21 protein-coding genes and 1 pseudogene are annotated in these 25,386 nt (G+C 58.2%); 18 read left to right on the forward strand and 4 right to left on the reverse strand.

Annotation, left to right across the window (positions count from 1 at the left end; translation table 11 throughout):
- The first annotated feature begins 63 nt into the window (after positions 1–63).
- From H8E27_07575 to H8E27_07600, 6 genes are read left to right on the forward strand one after another with little or no spacing between them, the layout of a single operon-like run.
- On the forward strand, positions 64–2,337 hold the full coding sequence (locus H8E27_07575; GenBank protein ID MBC8325470.1) for a DUF1592 domain-containing protein: 2,274 nt from the start codon (positions 64–66) through the stop codon (positions 2,335–2,337).
- Position 2,338: 1 nt separating this feature from the next.
- Positions 2,339–3,652: a DUF1552 domain-containing protein gene (locus H8E27_07580; GenBank protein ID MBC8325471.1), complete on the forward strand. Its 1,314-nt coding sequence runs from the start codon at positions 2,339–2,341 to the stop codon at positions 3,650–3,652.
- Positions 3,653–3,697: 45 nt separating this feature from the next.
- Positions 3,698–3,925: a type II toxin-antitoxin system Phd/YefM family antitoxin gene (locus tag H8E27_07585; protein ID MBC8325472.1), complete on the forward strand. Its 228-nt coding sequence runs from the start codon at positions 3,698–3,700 to the stop codon at positions 3,923–3,925.
- Positions 3,922–4,323: a type II toxin-antitoxin system VapC family toxin gene (locus tag H8E27_07590; protein MBC8325473.1), complete on the forward strand. Its 402-nt coding sequence runs from the start codon at positions 3,922–3,924 to the stop codon at positions 4,321–4,323. The genes H8E27_07585 and H8E27_07590 overlap by 4 nt, the downstream gene beginning before the upstream one ends.
- A 46-nt stretch (positions 4,324–4,369) precedes the next feature.
- Entirely contained in the window at positions 4,370–7,063 is a 2,694-nt protein-coding gene (locus H8E27_07595) for a DUF1553 domain-containing protein (GenBank protein ID MBC8325474.1), read from the forward strand.
- Positions 7,064–7,107: 44 nt separating this feature from the next.
- Positions 7,108–8,424 (forward strand): DUF1501 domain-containing protein, encoded by a 1,317-nt coding sequence (locus H8E27_07600; GenBank protein MBC8325475.1) that lies wholly within the window; start codon positions 7,108–7,110, stop codon positions 8,422–8,424.
- Positions 8,425–8,430: 6 nt separating this feature from the next.
- Here H8E27_07600 and H8E27_07605 read toward each other — a convergent pair whose 3' ends face one another.
- Positions 8,431–8,676: a hypothetical protein gene (locus H8E27_07605; protein ID MBC8325476.1), complete on the reverse strand. Its 246-nt coding sequence runs from the start codon at positions 8,674–8,676 to the stop codon at positions 8,431–8,433.
- A 27-nt stretch (positions 8,677–8,703) separates the two neighbouring features.
- On the reverse strand, positions 8,704–10,740 hold the full coding sequence (locus tag H8E27_07610) for a multicopper oxidase domain-containing protein (protein MBC8325477.1): 2,037 nt from the start codon (positions 10,738–10,740) through the stop codon (positions 8,704–8,706).
- Positions 10,741–10,897: 157 nt separating this feature from the next.
- Here H8E27_07610 and H8E27_07615 point away from each other — a divergent pair, with 157 nt between their 5' ends.
- From H8E27_07615 to H8E27_07660, 10 genes and pseudogenes are all read left to right on the forward strand, one after another.
- Positions 10,898–11,305: a hypothetical protein gene (locus H8E27_07615; GenBank protein MBC8325478.1), complete on the forward strand. Its 408-nt coding sequence runs from the start codon at positions 10,898–10,900 to the stop codon at positions 11,303–11,305.
- Positions 11,306–11,374: 69 nt separating this feature from the next.
- Entirely contained in the window at positions 11,375–11,656 is a 282-nt protein-coding gene (locus tag H8E27_07620) for a hypothetical protein (GenBank protein MBC8325479.1), read from the forward strand.
- Positions 11,628–11,983: pseudogene (locus H8E27_07625) on the forward strand (hypothetical protein). Before H8E27_07620 ends, H8E27_07625 begins: the two are co-directional and overlap by 29 nt.
- 104 nt (positions 11,984–12,087) lie before the next feature.
- Positions 12,088–12,561 (forward strand): hypothetical protein, encoded by a 474-nt coding sequence (locus H8E27_07630; GenBank protein ID MBC8325480.1) that lies wholly within the window; start codon positions 12,088–12,090, stop codon positions 12,559–12,561.
- A 72-nt stretch (positions 12,562–12,633) separates the two neighbouring features.
- Positions 12,634–13,188, forward strand: coding sequence for a sigma-70 family RNA polymerase sigma factor (locus tag H8E27_07635; protein MBC8325481.1), 555 nt, complete (start codon positions 12,634–12,636; stop codon positions 13,186–13,188).
- Positions 13,185–14,858, forward strand: a complete 1,674-nt coding sequence (locus H8E27_07640; protein MBC8325482.1) for a FecR domain-containing protein — start codon at positions 13,185–13,187, stop codon at positions 14,856–14,858. Before H8E27_07635 ends, H8E27_07640 begins: the two co-directional genes overlap by 4 nt.
- A 51-nt stretch (positions 14,859–14,909) precedes the next feature.
- Positions 14,910–17,348 (forward strand): PSD1 domain-containing protein, encoded by a 2,439-nt coding sequence (locus tag H8E27_07645; GenBank protein MBC8325483.1) that lies wholly within the window; start codon positions 14,910–14,912, stop codon positions 17,346–17,348.
- A gap of 8 nt (positions 17,349–17,356) precedes the next feature.
- Positions 17,357–18,742: a DUF1501 domain-containing protein gene (locus H8E27_07650; GenBank protein MBC8325484.1), complete on the forward strand. Its 1,386-nt coding sequence runs from the start codon at positions 17,357–17,359 to the stop codon at positions 18,740–18,742.
- A 53-nt stretch (positions 18,743–18,795) separates the two neighbouring features.
- Positions 18,796–19,506: an FkbM family methyltransferase gene (locus H8E27_07655; protein ID MBC8325485.1), complete on the forward strand. Its 711-nt coding sequence runs from the start codon at positions 18,796–18,798 to the stop codon at positions 19,504–19,506.
- Positions 19,507–19,609: 103 nt separating this feature from the next.
- On the forward strand, positions 19,610–21,088 hold the full coding sequence (locus H8E27_07660; GenBank protein ID MBC8325486.1) for a sulfatase: 1,479 nt from the start codon (positions 19,610–19,612) through the stop codon (positions 21,086–21,088).
- A 75-nt stretch (positions 21,089–21,163) separates the two neighbouring features.
- Here the strand turns inward: H8E27_07660 and H8E27_07665 are convergent, their stop codons facing one another.
- On the reverse strand, positions 21,164–21,958 hold the full coding sequence (locus H8E27_07665; GenBank protein MBC8325487.1) for an HNH endonuclease: 795 nt from the start codon (positions 21,956–21,958) through the stop codon (positions 21,164–21,166).
- 293 nt (positions 21,959–22,251) lie between these two features.
- Here H8E27_07665 and H8E27_07670 point away from each other — a divergent pair, with 293 nt between their 5' ends.
- Both H8E27_07670 and H8E27_07675 read left to right on the forward strand, forming a co-directional pair.
- Positions 22,252–23,085, forward strand: a complete 834-nt coding sequence (locus H8E27_07670; GenBank protein MBC8325488.1) for an alpha/beta hydrolase — start codon at positions 22,252–22,254, stop codon at positions 23,083–23,085.
- A gap of 65 nt (positions 23,086–23,150) precedes the next feature.
- Positions 23,151–23,621, forward strand: coding sequence for a DUF1501 domain-containing protein (locus H8E27_07675; GenBank protein MBC8325489.1), 471 nt, complete (start codon positions 23,151–23,153; stop codon positions 23,619–23,621).
- Positions 23,622–23,966: 345 nt separating this feature from the next.
- Here H8E27_07675 and H8E27_07680 read toward each other — a convergent pair.
- On the reverse strand, positions 23,967–25,386 hold a 1,420-nt coding region (locus H8E27_07680; GenBank protein MBC8325490.1), incomplete at its 5' end, for a restriction endonuclease subunit R.

Genomic DNA, 25,386 nt, shown 5'->3' on the forward strand with positions numbered 1-25,386 from the left:
TCCGCCAACCACCTCAAATGGAGGGTTGAATAGGCGGCCATTTTCAGGCATCCAACTGCCGCCATGTCATCGTTTCTGCACAGCACCAGCGGCCTGTTCGTCCTATTGTTGGCGACCACTACCGGCATGCTGTCCGCCGCCGATCGCACGGGCGAACAAATCTATCGCGCCCAATGCGTAAAATGTCACGGGGCGGTCGGCCAAGGCTCCAAGAAATATGATGAACCGTTGACCGGCGATTGGTCGCTGCAGAAGTTGACTGCGGAGATCGTGAAGACGATGCCAGACGGGAAGGCAGAGTTATGCGTGGGCGAGGATGCAGCGAAAGTGGCGAAGTATATTTACGACGCCTTCTATTCGCCCGCCGCGCAGGCGCGCAACCAGCCGGCGCGGGTGATGGTCAGCCGGCTCACGCGCCGCCAGTACGAAGAGAGCATCGCGGATTTGATGGGGGAATTTCTCGGGCGCACAAGCACCTTCGATGAACAGCGCGGCCTCACCGGCACATGGTACAAATCGCGCGGCTACAACAATAAACAAAAGGCCTTTGATCGCGTGGAAGGGCCGGTGGATTTCGACTGGGGCGCGGAGGCGCCGGAGGGCGAAGGCTTCAAGGCGGAGGAATTTTCCGCGCGCTGGCGAGGCTCCATTTTCACGACCGAGACGGGCACGTATGAATTCATCGTCAAAACCGAGAACGGCATCAAGCTGTGGGTCAACAGTGAGCAGCCAATTCTCGATGCGTGGGTCAGCGACGGTCAATTGAAGGAGCATCGCATTTCCTTGCGTCTGCTGGGCGGTCGTGCGGTGCCGATTGCGCTGGATTTTTTCAAATGGAAAGACAAGCGCGCCTCGATCGAGCTGCGCTGGAAACCGCCGCACGGCGTGGAGGAAATCATTCCGCGCAGCCAGTTCATGCCCAAGCAATCGGCGCGCGTGTTCACGGTGCAAACGCCGTTACCGCCGGATGACAGCAGCCACGGGTTTGCCCGCGGTATCTCCGTTTCCAAGGCATGGGACGAGGCCACCACGCGCGGCGCGTTGGACACCGCGGCAAGGATGGTGCGCCACATGGATCGACTGGCCGGCACGCGCGAAGACGATCCGCAACGCCGGGACAAGGTGCGCGCCTTTGCCGCCCGATTCGTGGCCGCCGCTTTTCGCCGGCCCTTGACGGAGCCCCAGCGCAAGGTGTTTGTGGATGCCTTTTTCGCCAACGATTCCTCGCCGGCCGATGCGCTGAAACGCGCGGTCATTCTCGCGCTGAAATCGCCGCGCTTTTTGTATCCGGACCTGCATTCACCCGAGCCGGATGCCCATCAGATTGCTGCCCGCCTGGCCTTGCTGTTGTGGGATTCGGTGCCAGATCGGTCACTCCAAGTGGCCATCCAATCTGGCAACCTGAAAACACCCAACCACGTTCGTGCGCAAGCCAATCGCATGATGCGCGATCCGCGAGCCCGCGCAAAGCTGCAGCACTTTTTCCAACATTGGCTGGAGCTCGACAAGGCCAACGCCATCGATAAAAACACGGAAGCCTTTCCGGAATTTAACCAGCGCGTTGTGGCGGACCTGCGCCAATCGCTCCGGCTCTTTCTGGACGAGACCATGTGGAGCGGCTCGGGCGACTACCGCGACCTGCTCAAGGCCGATCACCTATACCTGAATGATCGGCTCGGTAAATTTTATGGAACCGAAGTGACTTCCGACGGGTTTAAAAAAATTTCGATGGGCCCCAACCGCCGCGCCGGCGTGCTCACCCATCCGCTGTTGCTCGCGCAGTTTGCCTATGCGGACAACACCTCGCCGATTCATCGGGGCGTGTTTCTCGCCCGGCACATCGCCGGCCGCACACTCCGACCGCCGCCCAATGCCATTCAATTTAAGGACAGCGAATTCAAGCCGGACCAAACCATGCGCGAAAAGGTCACCCACCTGACCAAGGCGGCCGACTGCATGAGCTGCCACAGCATCATCAATCCGCTCGGGTTCGCGCTGGAAAATTTCGATGCCATCGGCCGCTGGCGCGATCAGGAAAAAGGTCGGCCGATTAATGCTGCCAGCGATTATACGACGGCCGCCAACACGTCCCTGAAAATCACCGGCCCGCGGACGATTGCTAATTACGCGGCGGACAGTCCGCACGGTCAGCGGCATTTTATAGAACAGCTTTTCAACCACCTCGCCAAGCAGGCTCCGGGCGCTTTTGGGCGTGAAACCCTGGATGAATTGTGGCAAGATTTTGTGAAGACGGATTGCAATGTGCCCCGTCTGATGGCGGAGATCACCGTGCGGGTGGCCGGCGGAGGTCTGACGCACCCAGGAAAGAAACAGTAAGATGAACGTATCGACACGACGCGAATTTTTACAGCGACTCGGCATCTCCAGCGCGGCGATGCCGTTCCTAATGGGCCTGCCCAGTCTGGGTGAAGCGGCTCCCACTCGACCGCGCCAGCGGTTGATCGTGATGTTCAGCCCCAACGGCACCATCCCGAAACATTATTGGCCGGACCAACCCGGTGCCGACTTTGCCCTCAAGCCGATCTTGAAGCCGCTGGAACCGTTCCGCGATCAACTGCTCGTGCTCAAGGGCGTGCACAACCGCGTGCGCGGCGATGGCGACAGCCACATGCGCGGCATGAGCTGCCTGCTCACCGGCATCGAGCTTTTCCCCGGCAACATTCAAGGCGGCAGCCACACCCCGGCTGGCTGGGCCAAAGGCATCTCTATTGATCAGGAGATCAAAAACTTTTTGCAGTCGCAAGCCGCCACCCGTACGCGCTTTGGCGCACTGGAATTTGGCGTGGGCGTGAGCGATCGGGCCGATCCTTGGACGCGCATGTCCTACGCCGGCCCCAACCAGCCCGTGGCGCCGACCGATGATCCGTACCGCATGTACCAAAAGCTGTACGGCAACCTGCGCGACAAGGCCGCTTTGCAAAGTGTGCTCGGCACGTTGCAGGAAGATTTCAAGAAACTCGGCGACCGGCTCAGCCCTTCGGACCGCGCGTTGCTCGAGCAGAACGCGAAGTTTGTGGCTGAACTGGACCGCGAGCTGGCCGCCGATCAGGGCAAAAAATATCGCGTCCAACCGCCCGCACTGGAATCCGGGGTGGCCAACCAAAACGACAACCTGCCCGAGCTCAGCCGCATGCAGATGGAGCTGATGATCAACAGCTTCGTCAACGACTTTGCCCGCGTGGCCACCCTTCAGTTTACCAAATCCGTCGGCGGCGCCCGCATGAACTGGTTGGACATCAAGGACAACCATCACTCCCTTTCCCACGAGCCGGATAAAAACGCGACCGCCGTCGACAAGCTCACGCGCATCAACACGTGGTTTGCTGGCGAGCTGGCCCATCTCGCCAAGCGCCTGTCCGAGACCCCCGAACCCGGCGGAACCGGCAGCATGCTCGACCACACCACCATCGTGTGGACCAATGAACTCGGCAAAGGCAACAGCCACACGCTCAACGACATTCCGTTTGTGTTGCTCGGCGGCGGCCTCGGCTTCCAAACCGGCCGCTCACTGCAGTTCAACAGCGTGCCGCACAATCGCCTGTTGCTCAGCCTCGCCCACGCCTTCGGCCACTCGCTCGACACCTTCGGCAACGCCACCCTCTCCAAGGACGGCCCGCTGGACTTGAGCTAATCGCCCAGATTGACAGCCCACCAATTGTCTGACATATTGTCAGGCATGAAGACGTTTCCCATCCGCGACCTCTCGCGCAACGTGGCGGCGGTGACGCAGACCGCCCATCACGGCGAACCCGTGCTCATCACCAAGCAGGGCAAACCGTACTGCAAAATTCTGCCCGTGGAGGAACTGTCCTTTCTCGGCAGCGCCCCCGGCGGTGCGCCCTTGCCCAACAATCTCGATGAGCCTGCGGCTTCGGCGGACATCTGGGACGTGGAGCGCACGTGAAGTATCTGCTGGACACCGGCGTGTGGCTGCGTGGCGCCAAGGAGCCGGAAACCCTGCCGACACGCATCCGCAATCTCCTCGGCGAGCCCGGTCTGATCCATGCCGTGAGCGACATCAGCCTTTGGGAAGTAGCCATGCTTTCCGCCAAGGGCCGCATCGACCTCCCGCTGCCCTGCGCCGAATGGCAGCGTCAAGCCCTGCGCGGTATCCGCGTACTGCCCATCACGCCGGAAATTGCCGAGGACGCCGTGACTCTCGCCCGTTTCCATCCGGATCCCGCCGACCGCCTCATCACGGCCACCGCCCGCCAACATAACCTTACCCTGATCACCACCGACCGCGATATCCGCGACTCCCGCCAGGTCCCCGCGCGGTTTTTCAAATTTAAGACCGCCTGAGACGCCCATTGCCCGAATAGCACGCCGGTGTTATCGTCCAAGTCACGTGCATCGATGGCTGGCCATTTTGCTGCTGAACACCGCGCTGCTCCAAGCGGAGCCGGTCAAGAAACTGCCGTGGTCGTTTCAACCACTGCAGGAACAGCCGCTGCCGAAGGTATCCCAAGCTGATTGGCCGCAGCAACGGCTGGATCGGTTTGTCCTCGCGCGCATTGAATCCAAACAATTAACACCCGCCGCCCCGGCCGATGACCGCGTGCTGTTGCGTCGGTTGTATTTTGATCTCATCGGGTTGCCCCCCACGCCGAACCAATTGGCCGAGTTTCGAAAACGCGCCCAAGCCGATCGCACCAAAGCCATTGAAACAGAAATCAACACGCTCCTTGCCTCACCGCATTATGGCGAGCGCTGGGCGCGGCATTGGCTGGATCTGGCGCGGTACACGGACAAGACCGCCAGTTGGCTGAACTCCACTGCATCGGCCTGGCGATATCGCGACTGGGTGGTCGACGCGTTGAACCGCGATCTGCCGTACAACCAATTCGTCAAACAACAACTCGCCAATGACCTCATCGGAAACGGCAACCCGAAAGACAACGCCGCGCTCGGGTTCCTCGGTCTCAGCCCGACCTACTGGAAGGAGCTGCAACTGCCGCCGGAAATTATCAAGACCACCGTCGCCGACGAATGGGAGGAGCGCATGGACGCCGTGGGCCGCACCTTTCTCGGCCTCACACTCGGCTGTGCGCGCTGTCACGACCACAAGTTTGAGCCCGTCACGCAGGCGGACTACTACGCCATTGCCGGCGTGTTCGCCAGCGTGCGCATCGCCGATCGGCCGATGGTTTCCGAGGAACACTGGGCGCCTGTCACGCAGGCCCGCGCGCAGGTGAGCGCGTTGGAAAAGAAAATCGCCGAGCTGAAAAAGAAAAAACCCACCACCCCATCCACCGGCGTGAAAACGCCCGCCTTCGCCCAGCACCAGGCCGCCGCCCTGGCCAAACTGAAGCCGGCCATTTACGAGCAGCTCAACCAAAAGCCCAAACAGCTGACCGCGGAAAACGGCGTCACGCTGACAAACGAAAACTACGCCACCTTCACGGCCGGCCGACTGCACGCGAAGATTCCGAAGCTGGAGACGGCGTACACCGTTTCATTTTGGTTCCGGAATGATCTGGCCAATAACGCACGGCCAGTGACCGGTTACCTGTTCTCGCGCGGCCCCAATGGCACGGCGAGGGCGCCGGGCGATCACCTCGGCATTGGCGGCACGTCCACGCAGGCGAACGGCGTGCTCTTCCTATATAACGGCGATGTGGCCCGCGGCCATCTCGGCGGCAAAAAAATCATCACTCCGGGCACATGGAATCATGTGGTGTTCACCCGCGAAGGCACGCGCGTGACGGCGTGGTTGAACGGCGCCACGGAACCGGAATTCGCCGGTGATCTCAAATCCACCGCCGGCGGCGCCAAGGAGTTTTTCCTCGGCGGCCGCAATGAACGGTTTGCGCTGATGAACGGCCGAATGGCGCACGTGTCTTTTTTCAATCGCGCCGTGACCGCCGCCGAAGCGAAGCAACTGCACACTGCCGCCGGCCTGCCGGTGGGCCCAGTCACCCAGCCGCTGGAAAAATCCGCACCAGCCGTAGCCGCCCATGATCCCAAAACGGAAATCGCGAAGCTCGAAACACAAATCGCCGCGATCAAAAAGGACACACCGCATTTCAACGTCCCGATGGTCAACGGCGTGACGGAGGCGGCGCTGTTTGTGAACTCCAAACGCAATGGCACTCATGGCACGGCGCTTGATTATAAAACGGGTGAAGCGCGCGACTTACCGATCCACAAGCGTGGCAATCCGAACACGCCCGGCGCCACGGTGCCGCGGCGGTTTCTCGGTGCGTTTCCGATGAAGGCCAGTGCGCCGCGGCAGTTCAAGCGCGGCAGCGGCCGGCTGGACTTGGCCGAGGCGATGGTCGAGGAAGGCGCGCCGCTCGCCGCGCGCGTGATGGTCAACCGCGTCTGGCAGCATCACTTTGGCCGCGGACTATGCCCCACGCCGAGCGAGCTGGGCCATTCCGGCGAGCCGCCCACACATCCCGAGTTGCTCGATGATCTCACCGCCCGGTTTGTGAAACATGGCTGGTCACTCAAGTGGTTGCACCGCGAGATGCTCCAATCCGCCACGTGGCAGCAGAGTATTCACAATCCCGCCGCGCAAAAAGCCGACCCCGCCAACGAACACCTCGCCCGCATGAGCCGGCGGCGGCTTGATGTGGAAACCTGGCGCGATGCCATGCTTCACGCCAGCGGCCAACTCGACCTCACCTTCGGCGGCGAACCGAAAGATCTAAAGCTCCAGACCAACCATCGCCGCACCCTTTACGGCGCCATCCACCGCCGCGAGCCCAATCAGTTTCTGCGCATCCACGATTTCCCCGATCCCACCGCCCACGCCCCCACGCGTCCGCAAACCATCACACCTCTCCAGCAACTCTTCACCCTCAACGGCCCCTTCATCCAATGGCAAGCCGAGGCGCTCGCGGTAAATTTAATGAAACTGGAAGACCCTGAAACCCGCGTACAGGCGGCCTACGAAAAGCTGTTCCAACGCGCCCCCCGCAAAACCGAACTGGGCATCGCCAAACTGTTTTTCGAGAATCACGAAAATGACGCCACCGTCTGGACCCAATACGCGCAGGCGTTGCTGGCGGGAAATGAGTTTCAGTTTTTGGACTAATGAACGAGCCACTGAACATCGACCGCCGCACGGCCCTCGCCCGAATGGGAGCGGGAATGGGGACGTTGGGGCTGTTCAATTCGCTGCAGGCGGCGACGGGGATGGCGCCACACTTTGCGCCGCGGGCGAAGCGGGTGATTCATTTGTTCATGAACGGCGGTCCGTTTGGGCCGGATTTTTTGGACCCGAAACCGGCCCTCAAGAAATTCGAAGGACAACGGCCGGCGGGGACGGATTTGCGCACGGAACGGCCGACGGGCGGTTTGCTCAATGCGCCCTACCAATACGCGCGGCATGGGCAAAGCGGTTTGCCGGTCAGCGAGTTGCTGCCACACACCGCGCGGTTTGCCGATGACTTGTGCGTGTTGCGCTCGGTGCACACGGACAACCCGAACCACGGGCCGGCGTTGCTGCTGATGAACAACGGCACCATGACGCCCAAGGTGCCGAGCATGGGCGCGTGGATGAGCTACGGGCTCGGCTCGGAAAACGCCAACCTGCCCGCGTACATCGTGCTGTGCCCCGGCCGGCCAGTGCGGTTTTCCATTTTGTGGAACAGCGCCTTTCTGCCCTCGCAACATCAGGGCGTGTACATCAATCACTCCAAGATTGCGCCAAAGGAAATGATCCCGTGGCTGCGCAACGCCAAGCTCGATCCCGCCGCGCAACGCCGTCAGCTCGACCTGATGCAGGCGCTCAACCGCGAGCACCTCGCGCAACAGGGCGCGCCCGATCCCGCGTTGCAGGGCCGCATCGAGGCGATGGAGACGGCCTATCGCATGCAGTTTGCCGCCACGGATGCGTTTGATATCGCCAAGGAACCGGAGCGCGTGCGCGAGGCCTACGGCAAAGGGCACTTCGCCAACGGCTGTTTGCTGGCGCGGCGGTTATCCGAGCGCGGCGTGCGGTTCATTCAGGTGTACTACGGCAACGGCCAGCCGTGGGACACGCACAGTAATCACAACAAGACCACGCCCACGCTCGCGAAGAATATCGATCAACCCATCGCCGCGCTGCTGGGCGATCTCAAGGAACGAGGCCTCTTGGAGGACACCCTCATCGTGTGGGGCGGCGAATTCGGCCGCACGCCTGTCAGCGAAAACGGCACTGGCCGCGACCACAACCCGCACGGCTTCATGATGTGGCTGGCAGGCGGCGGTGTGCGCGGTGGCACGAGTTATGGCGAGAGCGACGATTTTGGTTTCAAGGCCGTCCAACAGCGCATGCACATCCACGACCTGCACGCCACGTTGCTGCACCTGCTGGGCATCGACCACGAACGCCTCACCTACCGCCACGCCGGTCGCGATTTCCGGCTCACCGACGTCCACGGCCATGTGGCCAAGGAAATCTTGGCGTAGTTGAAATTACTGCCCCAGTTTCGCCAGAAACTTGGCGGGGTCGTTTTTGAATTTCTTGATGCAAGGTTTGCAGCAGAATTTTATTTGCTGCCCTTCGTGCACGATTACCACGGGATCGCCCATGGACTTCAGGTCATTATCGGACACGATGCAGGTTTTCAGTGGATACGCCTTGGCGTTTGCGAGGTCCGTTGAGTTGCAGCCCAACAGCAAGGTGCTGGCGAAGGCGATGATGAGCAGTGTGTTTTTCATTTTAGATGTTGGATTTGATTTTGGTTTTTACCATTTGAAATTAAGGCCGATACCAAAGGCGTGGTCGGAGTGGTAGCCGCCGGTGATTGAAAAGCGTTTGTTGAGGCGATACTCAAGGCCGCCGCGCCATTCCCAATCGGAGTGGGTGTCATACTCGATTTCGTTTTCAAGGCTCAGGCGCTGAGTGAGTTGCAATGATTTCCCCAAGCCGGAGCGCAGATCGCCTTCGGAATCCACCGTGAGCGTGCTGTACGCCAGCAGCGGCAGACGGTATTGCGCGCCGGCAAACGCTCGATCCTCCGCATCGTGTTCGTTGGTGAAGCGGTAGCCGTAGAGCAAGGACCAATTGTGGTTGTGGAAATATTTCCAAACCACATCCATCTCGTATTCTTTTTCCTCAAACTCATAATCCCAAGTGAAATCGAGATTGTTGCGCGCATTGCGCCAGCCGGCGCGGCCTTCGCTAAAGTTAGTTTGCGCGGTGGCATCCATGTTGAAGACCCACGGGTTCATGGATTTGTAATCGAGATTAGGTTTGTGATCCGCGCCTTGATCGTCGTAGCTGATCACGCGGCTCATTCCGGCTTTCATGTGATAAAGCAGGTGGCAATGAAAAATCCAGTCGCCCTGTTCGTTGGCCAGAAACTCAATCGCCGCGCGCGCCATCGGCGGCACATCGACTGTGTGCTTGAGTGGCGCAAAATCGCCCTGGCCATTCAGCAACCGGAAAAAGTGCCCGTGCAAATGCAGCGGATGATGCATCATCGTGTCGTTGATAAATTTCATCCGCAACACCTCACCGCGCTTCACCTGAATGGTGGATTCCTCTTTGATCATCTTGCCGTTGAACGACCACATATAGCGCTGCATATTACCCGTGAGGCGCAGCTCGATCTCTCGCACCGGCGCATCGGCGGGCAGTTTGGTGGAAGCCAATGCCCGCAACTTTCGATAAGGCGACAACGGACGCGGTGGCTCGGGCGTGTCGATCGGTTGATCGTCTTTTTCCAAGCCGGCGACCATCCAATCCATTGAATATAGATTGGGCTTCGGGATGTCCTTCGCCAAATGCTCCGCGCCCGCACCAAGGAAAATGGACGCGTGCCCCGATCCATCCTGCGCCGTGGCCCGCACTTCGTAACGACCGCTTGCGGGCAGCGTGACGATCACGTCGTACGTTTCGCCCATTCCTATGAGCAGTCGATTTACGTTCACCGGCTTAACGCGCTGGCCGTCCGCCGTCACAATCGTCAATGGCCCCGTGGCCGAGTGCACATAAAAATACGTGGACGCGCCGGCGTTGATGAGCCGCAACTTCACGCGCTCGCCGCCTTTGCTTTCGAGCGGCATTCGCTTTTTTCCATTAGCCCAAAAGGCGTCGTAGGCCACGTCGGAAATATCCATCGGCGGCATGCGCGACCATTCGCGCGAAAAATATTCGCCCAGCGCGCCCGCCTTGTGCGCGCCCCAAATCGATTGCATATTGCCCTTGCGAATGGCGTACCATTCGTCCCCGCGCAACAACGTGCGCATCACTTCGTTGGGATCCTCGTTGGTCCAATCCGAAAGCACCACCACGTGCTCGCGATCTACCGGCAGGCCCACGGCCTCGGTGGGTTCCACGACAATCGCGCCATACAAACCGCGTTGCTCTTGCAAGCCCATATGCGAGTGATACCAAAAGGTGCCGGCGTGCGTCAGCGGAAATTCATAATCAAAATATTTGCCGGCAGGAATTGCCGGTGTGGTCAGCGGCGCCACACCATCCTGCGCGTTGGGCAGCAGCAACCCGTGCCAGTGCAAAATGGTGGCCTCTTTGGGCAACCGATTGTGCACGCGAATGCGCGCGGTATCGCCCACGCGAAAGCGCAGCGTGGGCCCGGGGATGCGGTCGTTGATGGCCAGTGCGGTCACGCGTTTGCCTTCGGGCGCGATGATTTTTTCGGAAACGGTTAAATCATAGTTCACCACCGCGCCGTGCACCACCGCCGCGCAAATCAGCCATACGAAAGAGATTGTTTTTAAAATGTGTTTTATCCTCTGAAGGGGGTTGTTGTTTTGCATGCCTTTGCAAATTAAATGGCACGCCAATCAAAACGGGAATGATTTCCACAAGACATCTGCTCAAGCGCAGCGCCCGGATCACAGGGTGAAAAATCAGAGACGATAAACTGAATGAAGATGCCGCAAGGGCGGCCTATGAAAAGCTACCGCGGGCAATATGGGCGTCATCGGCGCGAAGGTGAACGCCGACTGCACTTCAATACTAATGATGCGGTTGACGGCAGCAATCGGAACCGAAAAATTAACCTTCACTTGCGCAAGCCCCAAGTCCACCGACGCCTCGCATTCGCACGGCCCAGGTGCAAGCGGCCCGGGCGCATCCTCCGAAGGCTCGGTGGATTTGCTGCAACAACTGCCTTGGGAGTCCGATGCGGTCTCTGCGGAAGGCATCGATTCGGCACGGCAAATGCAAACCGGGTTGGCCAAAATCAAGCCCAACCCCGCCACCATCATTGCCTGCCAACAAGCTTTCACAAGGGGCAATCTAGCGAGCTCACTCGAAAAGTCAACTTGGGCTTGGCAAAAACACGAACAATTTTCGTCATTAATGCTCCAAGCCCGCTGAATCCAGAGTGTATCCAGTGATATTTATTTGAAAAAAGAGCTTTGAGAAATCCAGCGTGACTTTCTAAAGATGCTGTTCCGGTGCAGATTAAGCACTTATCGAAATGCGGTTATCATTACACACAGATTATCCCTTGCGCGTGCTGATGTTTTTGGCAGGCGCGGCGCGGGCGGCGGGCTGGAAATGGCGCGTCCGGCGGCGGATATTCGCGTGGGTGAAGTGGTCGCGGAATCCTTGATTGAGTTTTCATTCAGTTTGAACCACAGGCCTTCCCGCGTAACCATTGTTGATGGGGCACGTCTTTTGAGGCAGGAATTTGTTGATGAACGGATGGTCCAAATTTTGCTTTAGCGCGTTGATTTGCTTCGGCTCTTTTGGGGTGGAAGCAGCGAAACCCACGGCGGCGGGGTTGGCTTTTTTTGAGAAGAAGATTCGTCCGGTTTTGGTGGAGCGGTGTTATCAGTGTCACTCGGCGGATAGCGAGAAGGTGAAGGGCGGGCCGGTGCTGGATATGCGGGCGGGCGTTCGCGAGGGAGGCGACTCGGGCACGCGGTGGTGCCGGGGGATGTGCGCGAAAGCCTCTCAATCGTGCGCAATCTCGTGCCCGAATCGCTAGCCCTATTGGATTTTCGCTTGATCGACGTCCACGGAAAGGTGGCGAGGGAAATTTTGGTGTAGGGCGGTTGAGACTTTTTTTTTGTCCAATCACGGCTCATACGGGAGTTCAATGGCGAGCCGGGCCCGTATTTGGGTGGCTTTAATCAAACAACCCTGAAATTGAAATGAAACAGACACTGAAAATCCTCACCCTGAGTGTGCTTGCCTGTGCGGTGGCGTTCAACGCCAACGCGGCAGACAAGAAAAAGAAGAAGCCGACTAAGGCGCCGGTGATCGTTCAGGTGCCCAAGGGCATCGAGCTCTCCGCGGAGCAGACGGAAGCCGTGGCGGACCTGAACAAGAAATATGCCGAACAGTTTGCCGCCGCGCGCGCCAAGCTGAATGTCGTCACGCCCGAGCAAAAGAAGGCCCGCGCCGCCGCTCAGAAAGAAGCGAAAGCCGCCGGCAAAAAAGGCAAGGAACTGAGCGAGGCCGTGAACGCGGCAGTGTCGCTGACCGACGCCCAAAAGGCCCAAATGAAGGAAGGCCAAAAGGCAGTGCGCGAAGTGATGGCGGCCGCCCGCAAGGAATTCGCCGCGCTGCTCACCGACGAGCAGAAGGCCAAGCTCAAGGGCCCAAAGAAAAAGAAGGACAAGTAAACTCACCCGCCGCCTAATCAAGCCGGTCTGTCCCGACCGGCTGGCGTCCGTCGATCCCGTCGGCGGACGCCTTTGGGCGGGTTTTTGGCAAACCGATTTTTGGCCGGCAACGAACCCAACTACGAAGCCTTTGTGCGGCACTTCACCCGTGCCGAGCCCGGCTTGCGCGCCTTCCTCCGTGCCCTCCTGCCCACCGCCGAGGACATGGAGGAAGTCCTGCAGGACACCAGCCTCGTGCTCTGGAAAAAATTCGACACCTTCGAGCCCGGCACCAATTTCAACGCGTGGGCCTGCGTCATCGCGCGGTTCGAGGTGCTGAAATACCGCCGCACCAAGGCGCGCGACCGGCTGGTGTTCCGCGAGGACATCATCGAGCTGCTCGCCGACGAGGCGGAAGAAGCCGCCGTGCCGCTGGAACGCGAGCGGCATGCCCTGCGCGGTTGCCTCGCCAAGTTGAAGGAGCGCGAGCGTATGCTGGTGCTGGCCGTGTACACCCACGGCGCGGCCATCGGGGAAGCCGCCGAGCAGACCGGTCGCACGGTGGCCGCCGCGTACAAGGCGCTTTCGCGCATCCGGCAGGCTTTATTGAAATGCATTGAGCGCGAACTGGCAAAGGAGCCATTATGAAAAGTGACGAATCCAATTTACAGCCGTACGACGCCGACGAGCTAAACGCCCTGTGCGCCGGCCACTGCGACGGACGATTGAGCGAAGAGGAGTTTGCGCGGCTGGAGGCACTGCTCGCCGAGAGCCCCGAGGCGCGCGCGCAGTTTCTGCGCTACATGAATCTCGAGAGTGCCCTGCACGAGTACGGCGAGCCCGCTGGCTTGGCGTGGGGCGAGAGTGCGCATCCGCTGCTCGGCAACGCTCCCGCCCAATCCCCCACCGCGCGCTGGATGCCGTGGGCGCTCGCGGCGTCACTGGTCGCATTGCTGACTCTCGGAGTTTGGAAGTGGAACCAGCCCGAGCCCAAATCGTCCAACCCCATTACCAAGACCGCTGCCGCCATCCCGGTGGTTGTTCCCGGCGTGGCCGTGCTGGCCAAGGCGGTGGGCGTGGAATGGGAATCGCCCGCGTTGCCAGTCGGCACGGCGGTGCCAGCGGGGCGGCTGCTATTCTCGGCCGGCCTCGTGCGTCTGGAGTTTTATAGCGGCGCGGCGGTCATCCTCGAGGGGCCGGCGGATTTCGAGTTGCTGGGCATTGACTTGGCCAAGTGCCATCGCGGCAAGCTGCGGGCCATCGTGCCTGAGCCCGCAGCGGGGTTCACGGTGCTCACGCCGCAGGCGCGGTTGGTCGACCTCGGCACGGAGTTTGGCATCGACGTGGCGGAGAATGGCCCGGCCGAGGTTCATGTGTTTGATGGACGCGTGGAGGTCTATCCGCCCGATGGCCAAACCGTCACGGCCGACCTCACCGCCGGCAAAGCCGCGCGCATCAATGCCGCCGGCCAACTCAAGAATATTCCCGCCGACCCAACCCGATTTATTTCCGCGCCGGAGATTGCCGCCCAAGCCGATGCCCGCGTCGCCGAGCAGTTCGCCCGCTGGCGCGAGGCCAGTGTGCGATGGAAGACCGACCCCCGGCTGCTCGCCTATTATGATTTTCAGCGCAACGACAAACCGCGCCGCCTGCACAGCCAATGGACGGAACGACCGTGGCTCAACGGTGCCATCATCGGCTGCCGCTGGGCCGAGGGCCGCTGGCCGGGGAAGGGCGCGCTCGAGTTCAAGAACCCCGGCGACCGCGTTCGTTTGCCATTGCGCCGGCGCGAGAACGAGAACCGCCCCGATCCCGACAATCGAAAAGACCTCGACCTCCCCGCGCTGACCTTCGCCACGTGGGTGCGGATCGATGCGCTGGACCAGTCCTACCACAGCCTGCTCACGGCTGATGGAAAACGCCGCTATGCACCCGCGTGGCAAATCACCGGCGACGGCCGGTTGCAATTCATATTGCAGCGCCAATCCAAGCTCAGCCCGTGGATCAGTGCCACAAAGCCGGTTTTCAAATCCCGCCGACTCGGCCAGTGGATACACTTGGCTTTGTCAATTGATACCTTGAGCGGACGCGTTATCCATTACGTCAATGGCCAGCGCGTGGCCTCGGCGAGCATGCCCCGGCCCAAACCCCTGCGCGGCGGCTCAGTGGAACTGGGCAACTGGGGCCGCCCGCCGAAAGATGAGCCGAAATCCCAGCGCCGCTTCAACGGTCGTATGGATGAATTCATGATTTTCGGCGAGGCGCTCGATGACAAAACCATTTTGGAAATTTACCAAGCAGGACAGCCCGGCGTTTAATTTTTTTAAAAAACAGGCAATGAAATCCCAATCAAGAGAGTCCAAAACACGATGAAATTGAACCGCACCCTCTGGACCGCGGCCGTCGGGCTGGCGTTGTCGGCGTTGGGGCTGCCCGCGCAGCAAAGCCCCACGGCGGCGCAGGTGGAGTTTTTTGAGAAAAAAATCCGGCCGGTGCTGGTGAACGAGTGCTACCAATGCCACTCGGCGAAGTCCGATAAAATAAAGGGCGAGCTATTGCTGGACACGAAGGCCGGCACGCGCAAGGGAGGCGAGAGCGGGCCGGCGGTGGTGCCGCGCAACCTCAAGAAAAGTCTGCTCATCGAAGCGGTGCGCTGGGACAATGACGATTTGCAAATGCCGCCCAAGAAAAAATTGCCCGATTCGGTCATCGCCGACCTTGAGAAATGGGTGGCGATGGGCGCGCCCGATCCGCGCTCGGAACAGAGTGCCGTGGCCATCAAGCGCGATATCGACATTGAGGCGGGCAAAAAATATTGGGCGTTCCAGCCGGTTAAGCCAGTTGCACCGAAACTGAAAAACAAATCTTGGCCACGCACGGGCATTGATCGCCACGTGCTTGCGGGGCTGGAAGCGAAGGGCTTGAGACCCGTCGCCGACGCTGACCGGCGCACGCTCATTCGCCGCGTTTATTATGACCTCACCGGTTTGCCGCCTTCACCGAGTGAGGTGGCGGGTTTTCTCACGGACACATCACCCAAGGCGCTTGAAAAAGTTGTCGACCGGTTGCTGGCTAGTCCGCAGTTTGGCGAGCGATGGGGTCGCCATTGGCTGGACGTCGCGCGCTACGCCGAAAGCAATGGCATGGAGCGCAACGCCGCCTTCCCGCACGCGTGGCGCTATCGTGATTACGTCATCGATTCGTTTAACGCCGACAAGCCCTTCAACGAGTTTATCAAAGAACAAATCGCCGGCGACCTTTTGCCCGGCAAATCCACCGACGCACGCCGCATCGCCACGGGTTTTCTCGCGATGGGGCCGAAGTCGCTTAACAACCGTGACGCCCGCGAATTCAAAATGGATGTGGTCGACGAGCAACTCGACGTGACCACGCGCGCGTTCATGGCCGTCACCGTCGCCTGTGCGCGCTGCCACGACCACAAGTTTGATCCGATCCCCACCGAGGATTACTATTCGCTGGCCGGAGTGTTTGCGAGTACCCAAACACTTTTTGGCGGTGCCACCGGCGGCGGGATTCGGCACCAAACGAAACTCATTGAGCTGGCGGAAGGGCGCGCGAAGTCGGGTGTGAACCCCAAGCAAGCGGACAACACAACAAAGATTGCCGCGCTGCAAAAGCGCCAGCGCACGCTCGTGGTTGAGCAAAAAAAACTGCAGACGGAGTTGAAGGGTAAGGCGAAGATTGATCCGCGCTTCAAGAAAATCCAAAAGGAAACCCGCTCGATTGCTCTCGAACTGCGGAAATTGCGCGGTGGAAATACCGGCAAACCCAAGCAATCCGGACCGCTGGCGATGGGCGCAATCGAAGGCAAGCCCACGAATATCAAAGTGCACATTCGCGGCAACACCGGCACGCTGGGCGTAATGACCCAACGCGGCTTCCCGCGTGTCCTGGATTTTGGCGGGCCGACGGTTGATGCAACACAAAGCGGCCGCCTTCAACTCGCCGAGTGGATTGCTCATCGCGACAATCCGCTCACCGCGCGCGTGTTTGCCAATCGCGTGTGGCATCATCTGTTTGGGCGCGGCATCGTCCGCACGGTCGACAACTTTGGCGCCACCGGCGAACGCCCCACCAACCCGGCGTTGCTCGATCACCTTGCCGCGCGCTTCATCGCGCAGGATTGGTCGGTGAAAAAACTCGTGCGCGAAATCGTCCTGTCGCGCACCTATCAAATGTCCAGCGCGCACTCCGCCGCCAACGCCAAGGCGGATCCGGACAACTCGCTTTTCTGGAAAATGAACCAGCGCCGGCTTGACGCCGAGAGTATGCGCGACGGCATGCTCGCCACCGCCGGCCAGCTCAACCTCACGCCATACCAAGGCACGGAGCTCGCTAAAATCGCCGGCAATCTTGGTCGCAATGTTCAGCAACTCGACCGCTTGCGCAATGCCGAGCACAATCACCGCAGCATTTATTTGCCCGTTGCGCGCCAAGCCGTGCCGGATATATTGAAGGCTTTCGATTTTGCCGAGCCGAGCATCATTGTGGGTCGCCGCGAAATTACCATCGTACCCACGCAGGCGCTGTTTTTGTTGAACAGCAAATTTGTCACCGAGCAATCCAAGGCAATGGCCGCGCGCGTGTTGCGCGCCGGCGAGGATCGCGCGCGCATTAATCTCGCGTTTCAGCTCGCCTTCGCCCGCGCCGCCACGCCGGCCGAGCAGTCGCGCACCGCCGCCTTTCTCGCCGAGTGCAACACCGACGGCACGTCCGCTGAGTTGCAGGCGTGGACCACGTTGTGCCAAGCTCTGCTGGCCAGCGCGGAGTTTCGTTATTTAAATTAATTAAAACTATGGACACCACATCACTAAACTTTTCGCGCCGCGACGCGTTGCAAAGTATGAGCGCAGGCTTCGGCTTTATGGCGTTTGCGGGCCTCAGCACCATGGCCGCGCACGCCGCGCAACGATATCAAAACCCGCTCGCGCCCAAGCAGCCGCACTTCAAACCACGCGCCAAGCGCATCATTTTTTGTTGTATGCGCGGCGGGCCGTCGCACGTGGACACGTTTGATTACAAACCGGCGCTGGCCAAGAATGACGGCAAAACCGCCAGCGGGTTTGGCAATCGCAAGTTGATGGAATCGCCCTGGAAATTTCCCAAGCGCGGCAAAAGTGGCCTTGAGATTTCCGAGCTCTACCCGCATCTCGCTAAGCATGCGGATAAAATGTGCCTGCTCAACAGTATGTACGGCGATATCCCGAATCATCCGCAGTGCTTTGTGCAACTGCACACCGGCAGCTTTCAATTTGTGCGGCCCAGCCTCGGCTCGTGGCTGCTGTACGGCCTCGGCACGGAGAACCAAAACCTGCCGGGCTTCGTCACGCTAAACCCGCCCTCGCGGGTGGGTGGCGCGCAGAATTATGGCAGCGCGTTTTTGCCGGCCATTTATCAGGGCACGCGCATTGGCAATCTCGGCCAACCGCTCAAGGATGTGAAGCTTCCAAACCTCGGCAATGCCCGCCTCGATGCAGCAGCGCAACGACGCCAGCTTGATTACATCCAGTCGCTCAATCGCGACCTCAAAGACCGCAATGAAGCCAGTGCGCAAATTGATGGCGTCATCGAAAGCTATGAACTTGCCTTCCGCATGCAAAGCGCACTGCCCAAGGTGATGAGCCTCAAAGGCGAAAAGCAATCCACGCTTGAGGCGTACGGTATCGGCGGCGGCGACACAGATAATTTTGGCCGTCAATGTTTGCTTGCGCGGCGAATGGTCGAGAGCGGCGTGCGGTTCGTGGAAATTTCTCATTCCAACTGGGATCAACACAAAGCCCTGCGCGCGCGCCTCGGCGCCAACTGCAAAGCCACCGACCAGCCGATGGCCGCGCTGCTCGCTGACCTCGAAGAGCGCGGTTTGCTTGAAGACACTCTCGTGATGTGGGGCGGCGAATTCGGCCGCACCCCGCACGCCAAGCAACAAGACGGCCGCGACCATAACGCCAGCGGCTTCAGCTACTGGCTCGCCGGCGGTGGCGTAAAAGGAGGAATGCGCTACGGCGCCACCGACGAGCACGGCATTAAAGCCGTCGAAAATCGGATGCACTTCCACGACCTGCATGCCACGCTCCTGCACCTCATGGGCCTCGACCACGAAAAGCTAACTTACCGCTACGCGGGTCGCGATTTTCGCCTGACCGACGTCCACGGCAACGTGGCTAAAGAGATTTTGGGGTAGCGGAAGATTGTTCCATTTCCCGCTTGGTGCTAATCTGTGCACCGAGCGGAAATATGTTTAAAAAAATCGCAAAGTATATTTGGAGTCTCCGCAAGGCGTATCTCACAAATTTTCGCCAAACTCATTATGCGCAGTTTGGCGAAGACATTGTTCTCGATGAATTGCTGAAGCCCGAACTTTGCGATGGATTTTACGTGGACGTGGGTTGCTACCATCCCAAAAAACATTCCAATACCTATCGCCTTCACCAACGAGGTTGGAACGGCATCAATATTGATTTGGAAGAAGACAAGATTCGCCTCTTCAATCTGTGCCGCCCCAATGACCATAACGTGGTGTGTCCCGTTTCTGATTTGGAAGAGACCGTGACCATCCGCCGATTCAGCTCCTTTGGTTTGGGCACCACAATCAATTCCCAACAAGCGGCGGGTACAAATGAAGCCGTGTTTGATGAACGCCAAGCCAAGACAAAAACCCTCGCGCAAATCATCGAAGAAAGCCCGTTTGCCGGTCGGAAAATTGACTTGCTTTCAATCGAAGCCGAGGGGATGGACGAGAGAATTTTGAAATCAGTCGACTTCGATCGGCATTTCCCTAAGATCATTCTCATCGAAGATTATCATCGGAACATCGGCGAAATCATCGGAACTGATTCGTACAAATTGTTGACCAGTAAAGGCTACGCCTTGCGCAGTTGGACGTTTTACACACTCATCTTTGTCCAGCCCGAGACGGACATATTGATGCCAAGGGAGAACAAATAACACGAATTCGGTGTGCCGCTCCAACCATATTCAGACCCTGTCGGCTAGGTGCCGATAGCACGGGGTGCTTGCCAATCTGTTTCGACAACGGCATCCTTTTCGCATGCGTTTTTCTCTTCGAATATTGTTGTTAGTATTCTTGTCGTTAGCACTTCACGCGGCGGATAAAAAGCCCAACATTCTGTTCATCGCCATCGACGATCAGAACGATTGGATCGGCTACCTTGGCGGGCATCCGATGGTGAAGACGCCCCACATCGATCGCCTCGCCAAGCGCGGCACGGCCTTCACCAACGCCCATTGCCAGTCGCCCCTGTGCAATCCTTCGCGCACCAGCCTGATGATTGGCCGGCGCCCCGGGAGCACGGGGATTTATGGACTGTCGCCTTGGTTCCGGAATGTGCCGGAGTTTAAAGACGTAGTTTCCCTGCCGCAGTATTTGAAGAAGCATGGCGGTTACAAAACCTATACCACCGGCAAGATTTATCACGGCCGTTATGGCCGGCAAAAAACAGACAACGAATTTGATTTCATTGGCCCAGGCGCAAGCGGCGCTCCCTTTCCTGAGGGTAAGAAAAAATTGGTCACCACACCATTTGGAAACCATAAACTGGTCGACTGGGGCACCTTCCCGCATAAGGACGAGGACAAGGGCGATTGGAAGGTCGCCGATTGGGCCGTCGATCAACTGAACCAAAAACCGCAGGAACCCTTCTTCATGTCCGTCGGTTTTTTCCTGCCGCACGTGCCCCTCTTTGCCACGCAGAAATGGTTCGACCTATACCCGAACGACGACACAGTCCTGCCGAAGATTAAACGAAACGATCGCGAGGATACCCCGCGCTTTAGCTGGTACATGCACTGGTATTTGCCAGAAGTCCGCCAAAAATGGTTGGAGGACAATAACGAGTGGCGAAACATCACCCGCAGTTATCTAGCCTGCACCTCCTTCATGGACTCACAGGTGGGCCGAGTGCTTGCCGCGCTGAAGAAAAATGGTCTGGAAGAAAACACGATCATTGTCCTCTGGAGCGATCACGGCTGGCACGTAGGCGAGAAAGGAATCTCAGGCAAAAACTCTTTGTGGGATGATGGAACGCGCGTGCCCTTAATCTTTGCCGGCCCAGGTGTGAAACCCGGTCAAATCTGCGCCAAACCCGCTGAGCTATTGGATATCTATCCAACCTTGGCTGATATGCTGAAATTACCCAAAAACAAAACGCTCGAAGGCCACAGCCTTATCCCTCAGTTGAAGAACGCGCAGGCCGAACGCGAATGGCCCGCCATCACCACCCACAACCACGACAACCACGGCGTGCGCAGCGAACACTGGCGCTTTATCCAATACGCCGATGGCAGCCAGGAACTGTATGACATGAGGAAAGATCCCAACGAATGGAACAACCTCGCGCATGACTCGAAATACGCTGAAGTGATTGCGCAGCACAAAAAATATTTACCCAAGGCAAACCGCATGCCCGCCCCAGGCAGCCGCTCCCGCATTCTGACCTACAAAGACGGAAAAGTCATTTGGCAGGGTGAAGAAGTTAAACCCAATGATCCGATTCCGGGGTTGGACTAGGGGAATAAAGAGTGTTACAGACCTGTTTTACTAGGTGCCCCAGCGATCAAAAACGGGGTTAAATGACAAAATTTGTTAATCTTCGAAAATATTTTCTCGATGAGTCGCAAGAAACGCAGGTTCAGGCAAAGCCGCATCTTGCGGAATGTTCAGTGCTTTTCCTTCATATTTTCCAAAGTTTGCATCTATTGCTTTCTGGTTTAGCTCGGCAGTCAGTCTGCTGGACAGCATTAATTGAAAATTGTCATCGAATGCAATAAGTCCTCTGTCAAATGCTGCGTCATGGAGGCGTGAAAGGCACAAGCCGTTTCGCACATTAAGCCTTTCATCAGGGTTTGAGCTCCAAGGTAATATGTGCGACGCGATGAGCAAATCTCGTAAGGCTATTTGGCTAACACCACATCGTCCTCCAAAGTTGTTTAAGACTGATTCTCTAAAGTAATCCTGCCCACGCCGTTGCTTAACATTTGCTTCAATCTCAGTTTCCCCATCAAGTCGTCTCGGTTCTTTCTGAAATCCCAGCTTAGGCAAAATTATTATGTTGGTATCTTCATCAACCTCAAATAATTCACGCAACGCATTTTCACTATCCGGCACCGTTTCATTCAGCTCAGCATGAAACTCATCCCATACAACACGGTCCAAATTGCTTGCTCCCGCAAGCCCTTGGATTCCTCTTAATTTCAAGTGAGGATCGAACGAGGCAAAATTGCTGAGTTTCATGGCAATACTGCCGGGCGTCCTTTTTAGTTTTTCAGCTAGTTTAACAATGACTGGGTTTCTGGAATGAAACGCTCCGAATGTAAGTTTATGATATATGTTCAATGTTACGAATAATTCGTCACGCGCCCATCGTTTGCCAGCTGCCATGTTTTGATTTTGGCAGAATAAGTAAATCTAAAAAAGCCTGATCCAGTCATTCGCCGGATCCGGCGGATGCTTGGCTGAGGGGGGCGCAGACCATTCTTCCCTCGGCGATGCCGTTTCCCCAGACCACAAGGGCTTCGCCAAGATCGGCGAAGGCGTTTGGGTGTGCGGCGGAGAGATTGCCGCGGGTGGCGGGAGTGTTTCACTTGGCAGCGAATGGTTTGCTGAGCTTGGCGATCACAGCGCCACAAAAGGGTCCGTTGACGCAACTTGTGGGCGTCGTTAGGATTTTCGGCATGAGGTTCCGTATTTCGATTCTGCTGGCGGTGATGATGGGGGGGGCGGCTTTGTCGGCGGCGGAACCGCCTTTGGAGCCGCCGGTTTATCGGACGGAGAAGAATATTCTCTATCGCTCCGGCAAGCTCACCGATTACATGCGCGAGCGGTGCCGGTTGGATGTGTATTTTCCGGTGCACAAAAAGGAGTTCCCCACGGTGGTGTGGTTTCATGGCGGCGGCTTGAAGGCCGGCCATCGGTCGGTGCCCGAGGCGCTGCTGAATCAAGGGATCGCGGTGGTGGCGGTGAATTACCGGCTCCATCCGAAGGTGAAGGCGCCCGCGTATATCGAGGACGCAGCGGCGGCTGTGGCGTGGACGTTTAAACACATCAAAGATTTCGGCGGCTCGCCAAAGCGGATTTATGTGAGCGGCCATTCGGCGGGCGGTTATCTCACGAGCATGGTGGGGCTGGATAAACGCTGGCTGGCGGCGCACAAGGTGGATGCCGATGCTCTAGCCGGGCTCATTCCTTATAGCGGCCACACGATCACGCATTTCACGGTGCGGGCCGAGCGCGGGATCGACGGCAAGCAACCGATTGTTGACGCGTTGGCGCCGTTGTTTCATGTGCGCAAGGAAGCGCCGCCGTTGCTGTTGATCACCGGCGATCGCAAGCTGGAGATGCTCGGGCGTTATGAGGAAAACGCCTATCTCTGGCGTATGATGAAGGTGGTCGGTCATGCTGACACGCAGCTCATGGAGCTGGACGGTTATAACCACGGCCAAATGGCCGCGCCAGCGCATCCATTGCTGCTACGGTTTATTCAGCGGATCGAGAAAACCATCGAATAACCGGCTCCGTTTCCGGCTGGTAAAAGTCTGAATTTCCGGTACCCTTTGAGCTTCGAAGGATTGAGATGCTGACTGTCTATGATGGAATCGGATCGGCGGGCTCAATGAGCCGGCGGCGATTGCTGGAGATCGGGGGCTTGAGCCTCGGCGGTCTGTCGCTTTCGTCCCTGCTCGGCACTCGGGCGTTGGCTAGCGGGCAGCCCAATCCGCTGACGGGTAAGTCGGTAATTTTTCTCTTTCAACAAGGGGGGCCGAGCCAGCTCGAAACGTTTGATCCCAAACCGGATGCGCCCTCGGGCATTCGTACGGTGGGCGACGTGGTCTCCACCTCCGTGCCCGGCGTGCAGTTCGGCGGCACGATGAGTCAGCTGGCGAAGCTGGCGCATAAATTCAACGTGGTGCGCTCATTCGCCACTCAAAACGGCGGCCACAATATCCAACCGATTGTCAGTTCCTTTTCCAAGAACGCCGCCATCAGCACGCACTTTGCGCGTGTGGCCGGTGCTACCCGGGCAGAGAGCTGCGTGCGGTTCTGATCGCGGGTGGCGCGCTCACCGTCGAGTCGACTTTCCAACTCTTCAATGCGCGCATCCGACTCGCGACAAGCCGACACATCGGCAAAATGACCTGACCAAGAGACGCCACCAAAGACTGTGTCTTTCGTTTCATCCTCCCAGCCGATACTGATCTGATTCCCCTTTGGAACTGAGTAATAATAACTCATCGTTTTTCCTTGGGTTGAGAATTTATCCCCGCCGACAGATTCGGGGGCTCTTCACAGCAATCCAATCCCTGCACTCGCATGGTCGATTGCTCCTGTATATGTAATTTCACGGGGTTTACAGGATGGGAACTTTTAATTTGAGAAATTCAGGCCGGTTTTAGGCAGCCTGAAAGAGGTGCTTTTGAAATCCTATAAACAGCTCCCTGATTGAAGCGGCTTCCCCCAGTTCATCCACTGCGTCGTGGATGCCGCCGTATTTTAGCTGGAGAAAACTGCTGATTTTTTCGGGCTGCAATTCGCTCACGCCTTCCTTGACGTACTGGTCTAGCACGAAATCGAGGAAGACCTTTTGTTTGTCGGTGTAGCTCGAATGAATGATGTCGCGGTGCAACGCCACCCGGTCTTCACGGGTCACCGGGGCCAAGGCGTAGGCGATGTAAGCCAGCACGTCGAAAATATCGCTCTGAACGGCGTTGATGAGTTTCTTGATCTCGGACAGTTGCGCGAGCGTGTAGCCTTTTTCCGCGAGGCCATCGAGTAGTTTTTGGCGCGTGTCCGGGTGGCTCCAAATTTTCCGCAGTTGCGCTTCGTCGCGAAAGAAGTCGGGCAGGTCGCCAAAGAGTTGCCCGACAAATTCCGCCGCCGAGATCGGCGTGCCGTCCGCGTGCCAAAAAGTCGTTTGCACCATGTGCTGGATTTGCCGTTCCTTGCCGTCGGCCAAGGTGATCTTCACCATCCGGCTTGGGGGGCCGGGCGGGGGCTCTGGCCCCGGCCCAGTTGGTGGCTCTGGCCCCGGCGGGCTCGGCTTGGGCTCTTCAGGCTCCAGCGGTTCGCCGTCCCACTCGTCATCATTAAAATGCAAATACGCCTTCACGAAATCGTGGACTGTGAAGTAATCCTTCCCCTCGAAAATACGCGTGCCGCGCCCGATGATTTGTTTGAACTCGATCATGGACTTGATCGTCCGCATCAGCACGATGTGCCGCACGTTGCGGGCGTCCACGCCAGTGGAAAGCTTGCGCGAGGTGGTCAATATAGTCGGGATCGTTTTCTCGTTGTCCTGAAACAGCCGAAGCTTTTGCTCGCCCAGTTTTCCGTCATTCGCCGTCACGCGCACGCAGTAATCGGGATCGGAACTGGTCTTGCATTGGTTGATCAAGTTGCGCACCGCCAACGCGTGCAACTGCGTGGCGCAAAAGACCAGCGCCTTCTCACTCTGGTCGATGCTGTCCATAAAAATTTGCACCCGCTTCCGTTCACGTTCCTCGATCTCGATGCGCTTATTAAAATCATCCTCCACGTAGCGTTTGCCATCCTCTACTTCTCCTTCTTCGATTTCATCGTCATCGGTATAAACGTAATCATCAAGCGTGGTGGAAATCTGGTTTACGCGGAAAGGCGTAAGGTAGCCGTCGTTGATCCCCTCCTTGAGCGAGTAGACATAAACCGGTTCGCCGAAGTAGCTGTAAGTGTCCGCGTTGTTTTCGCGCTTAGGCGTGGCCGTCAGGCCCAACTGCACGGCGGGCGAGAAATATTCCATGATGCCTCGCCACGAACTTTCGTCCTTGGCCCCGCCG

This window comes from Limisphaerales bacterium, assembly GCA_014382585.1.
In the GTDB taxonomy this organism is placed as follows: domain Bacteria; phylum Verrucomicrobiota; class Verrucomicrobiia; order Limisphaerales; family UBA1100; genus JACNJL01.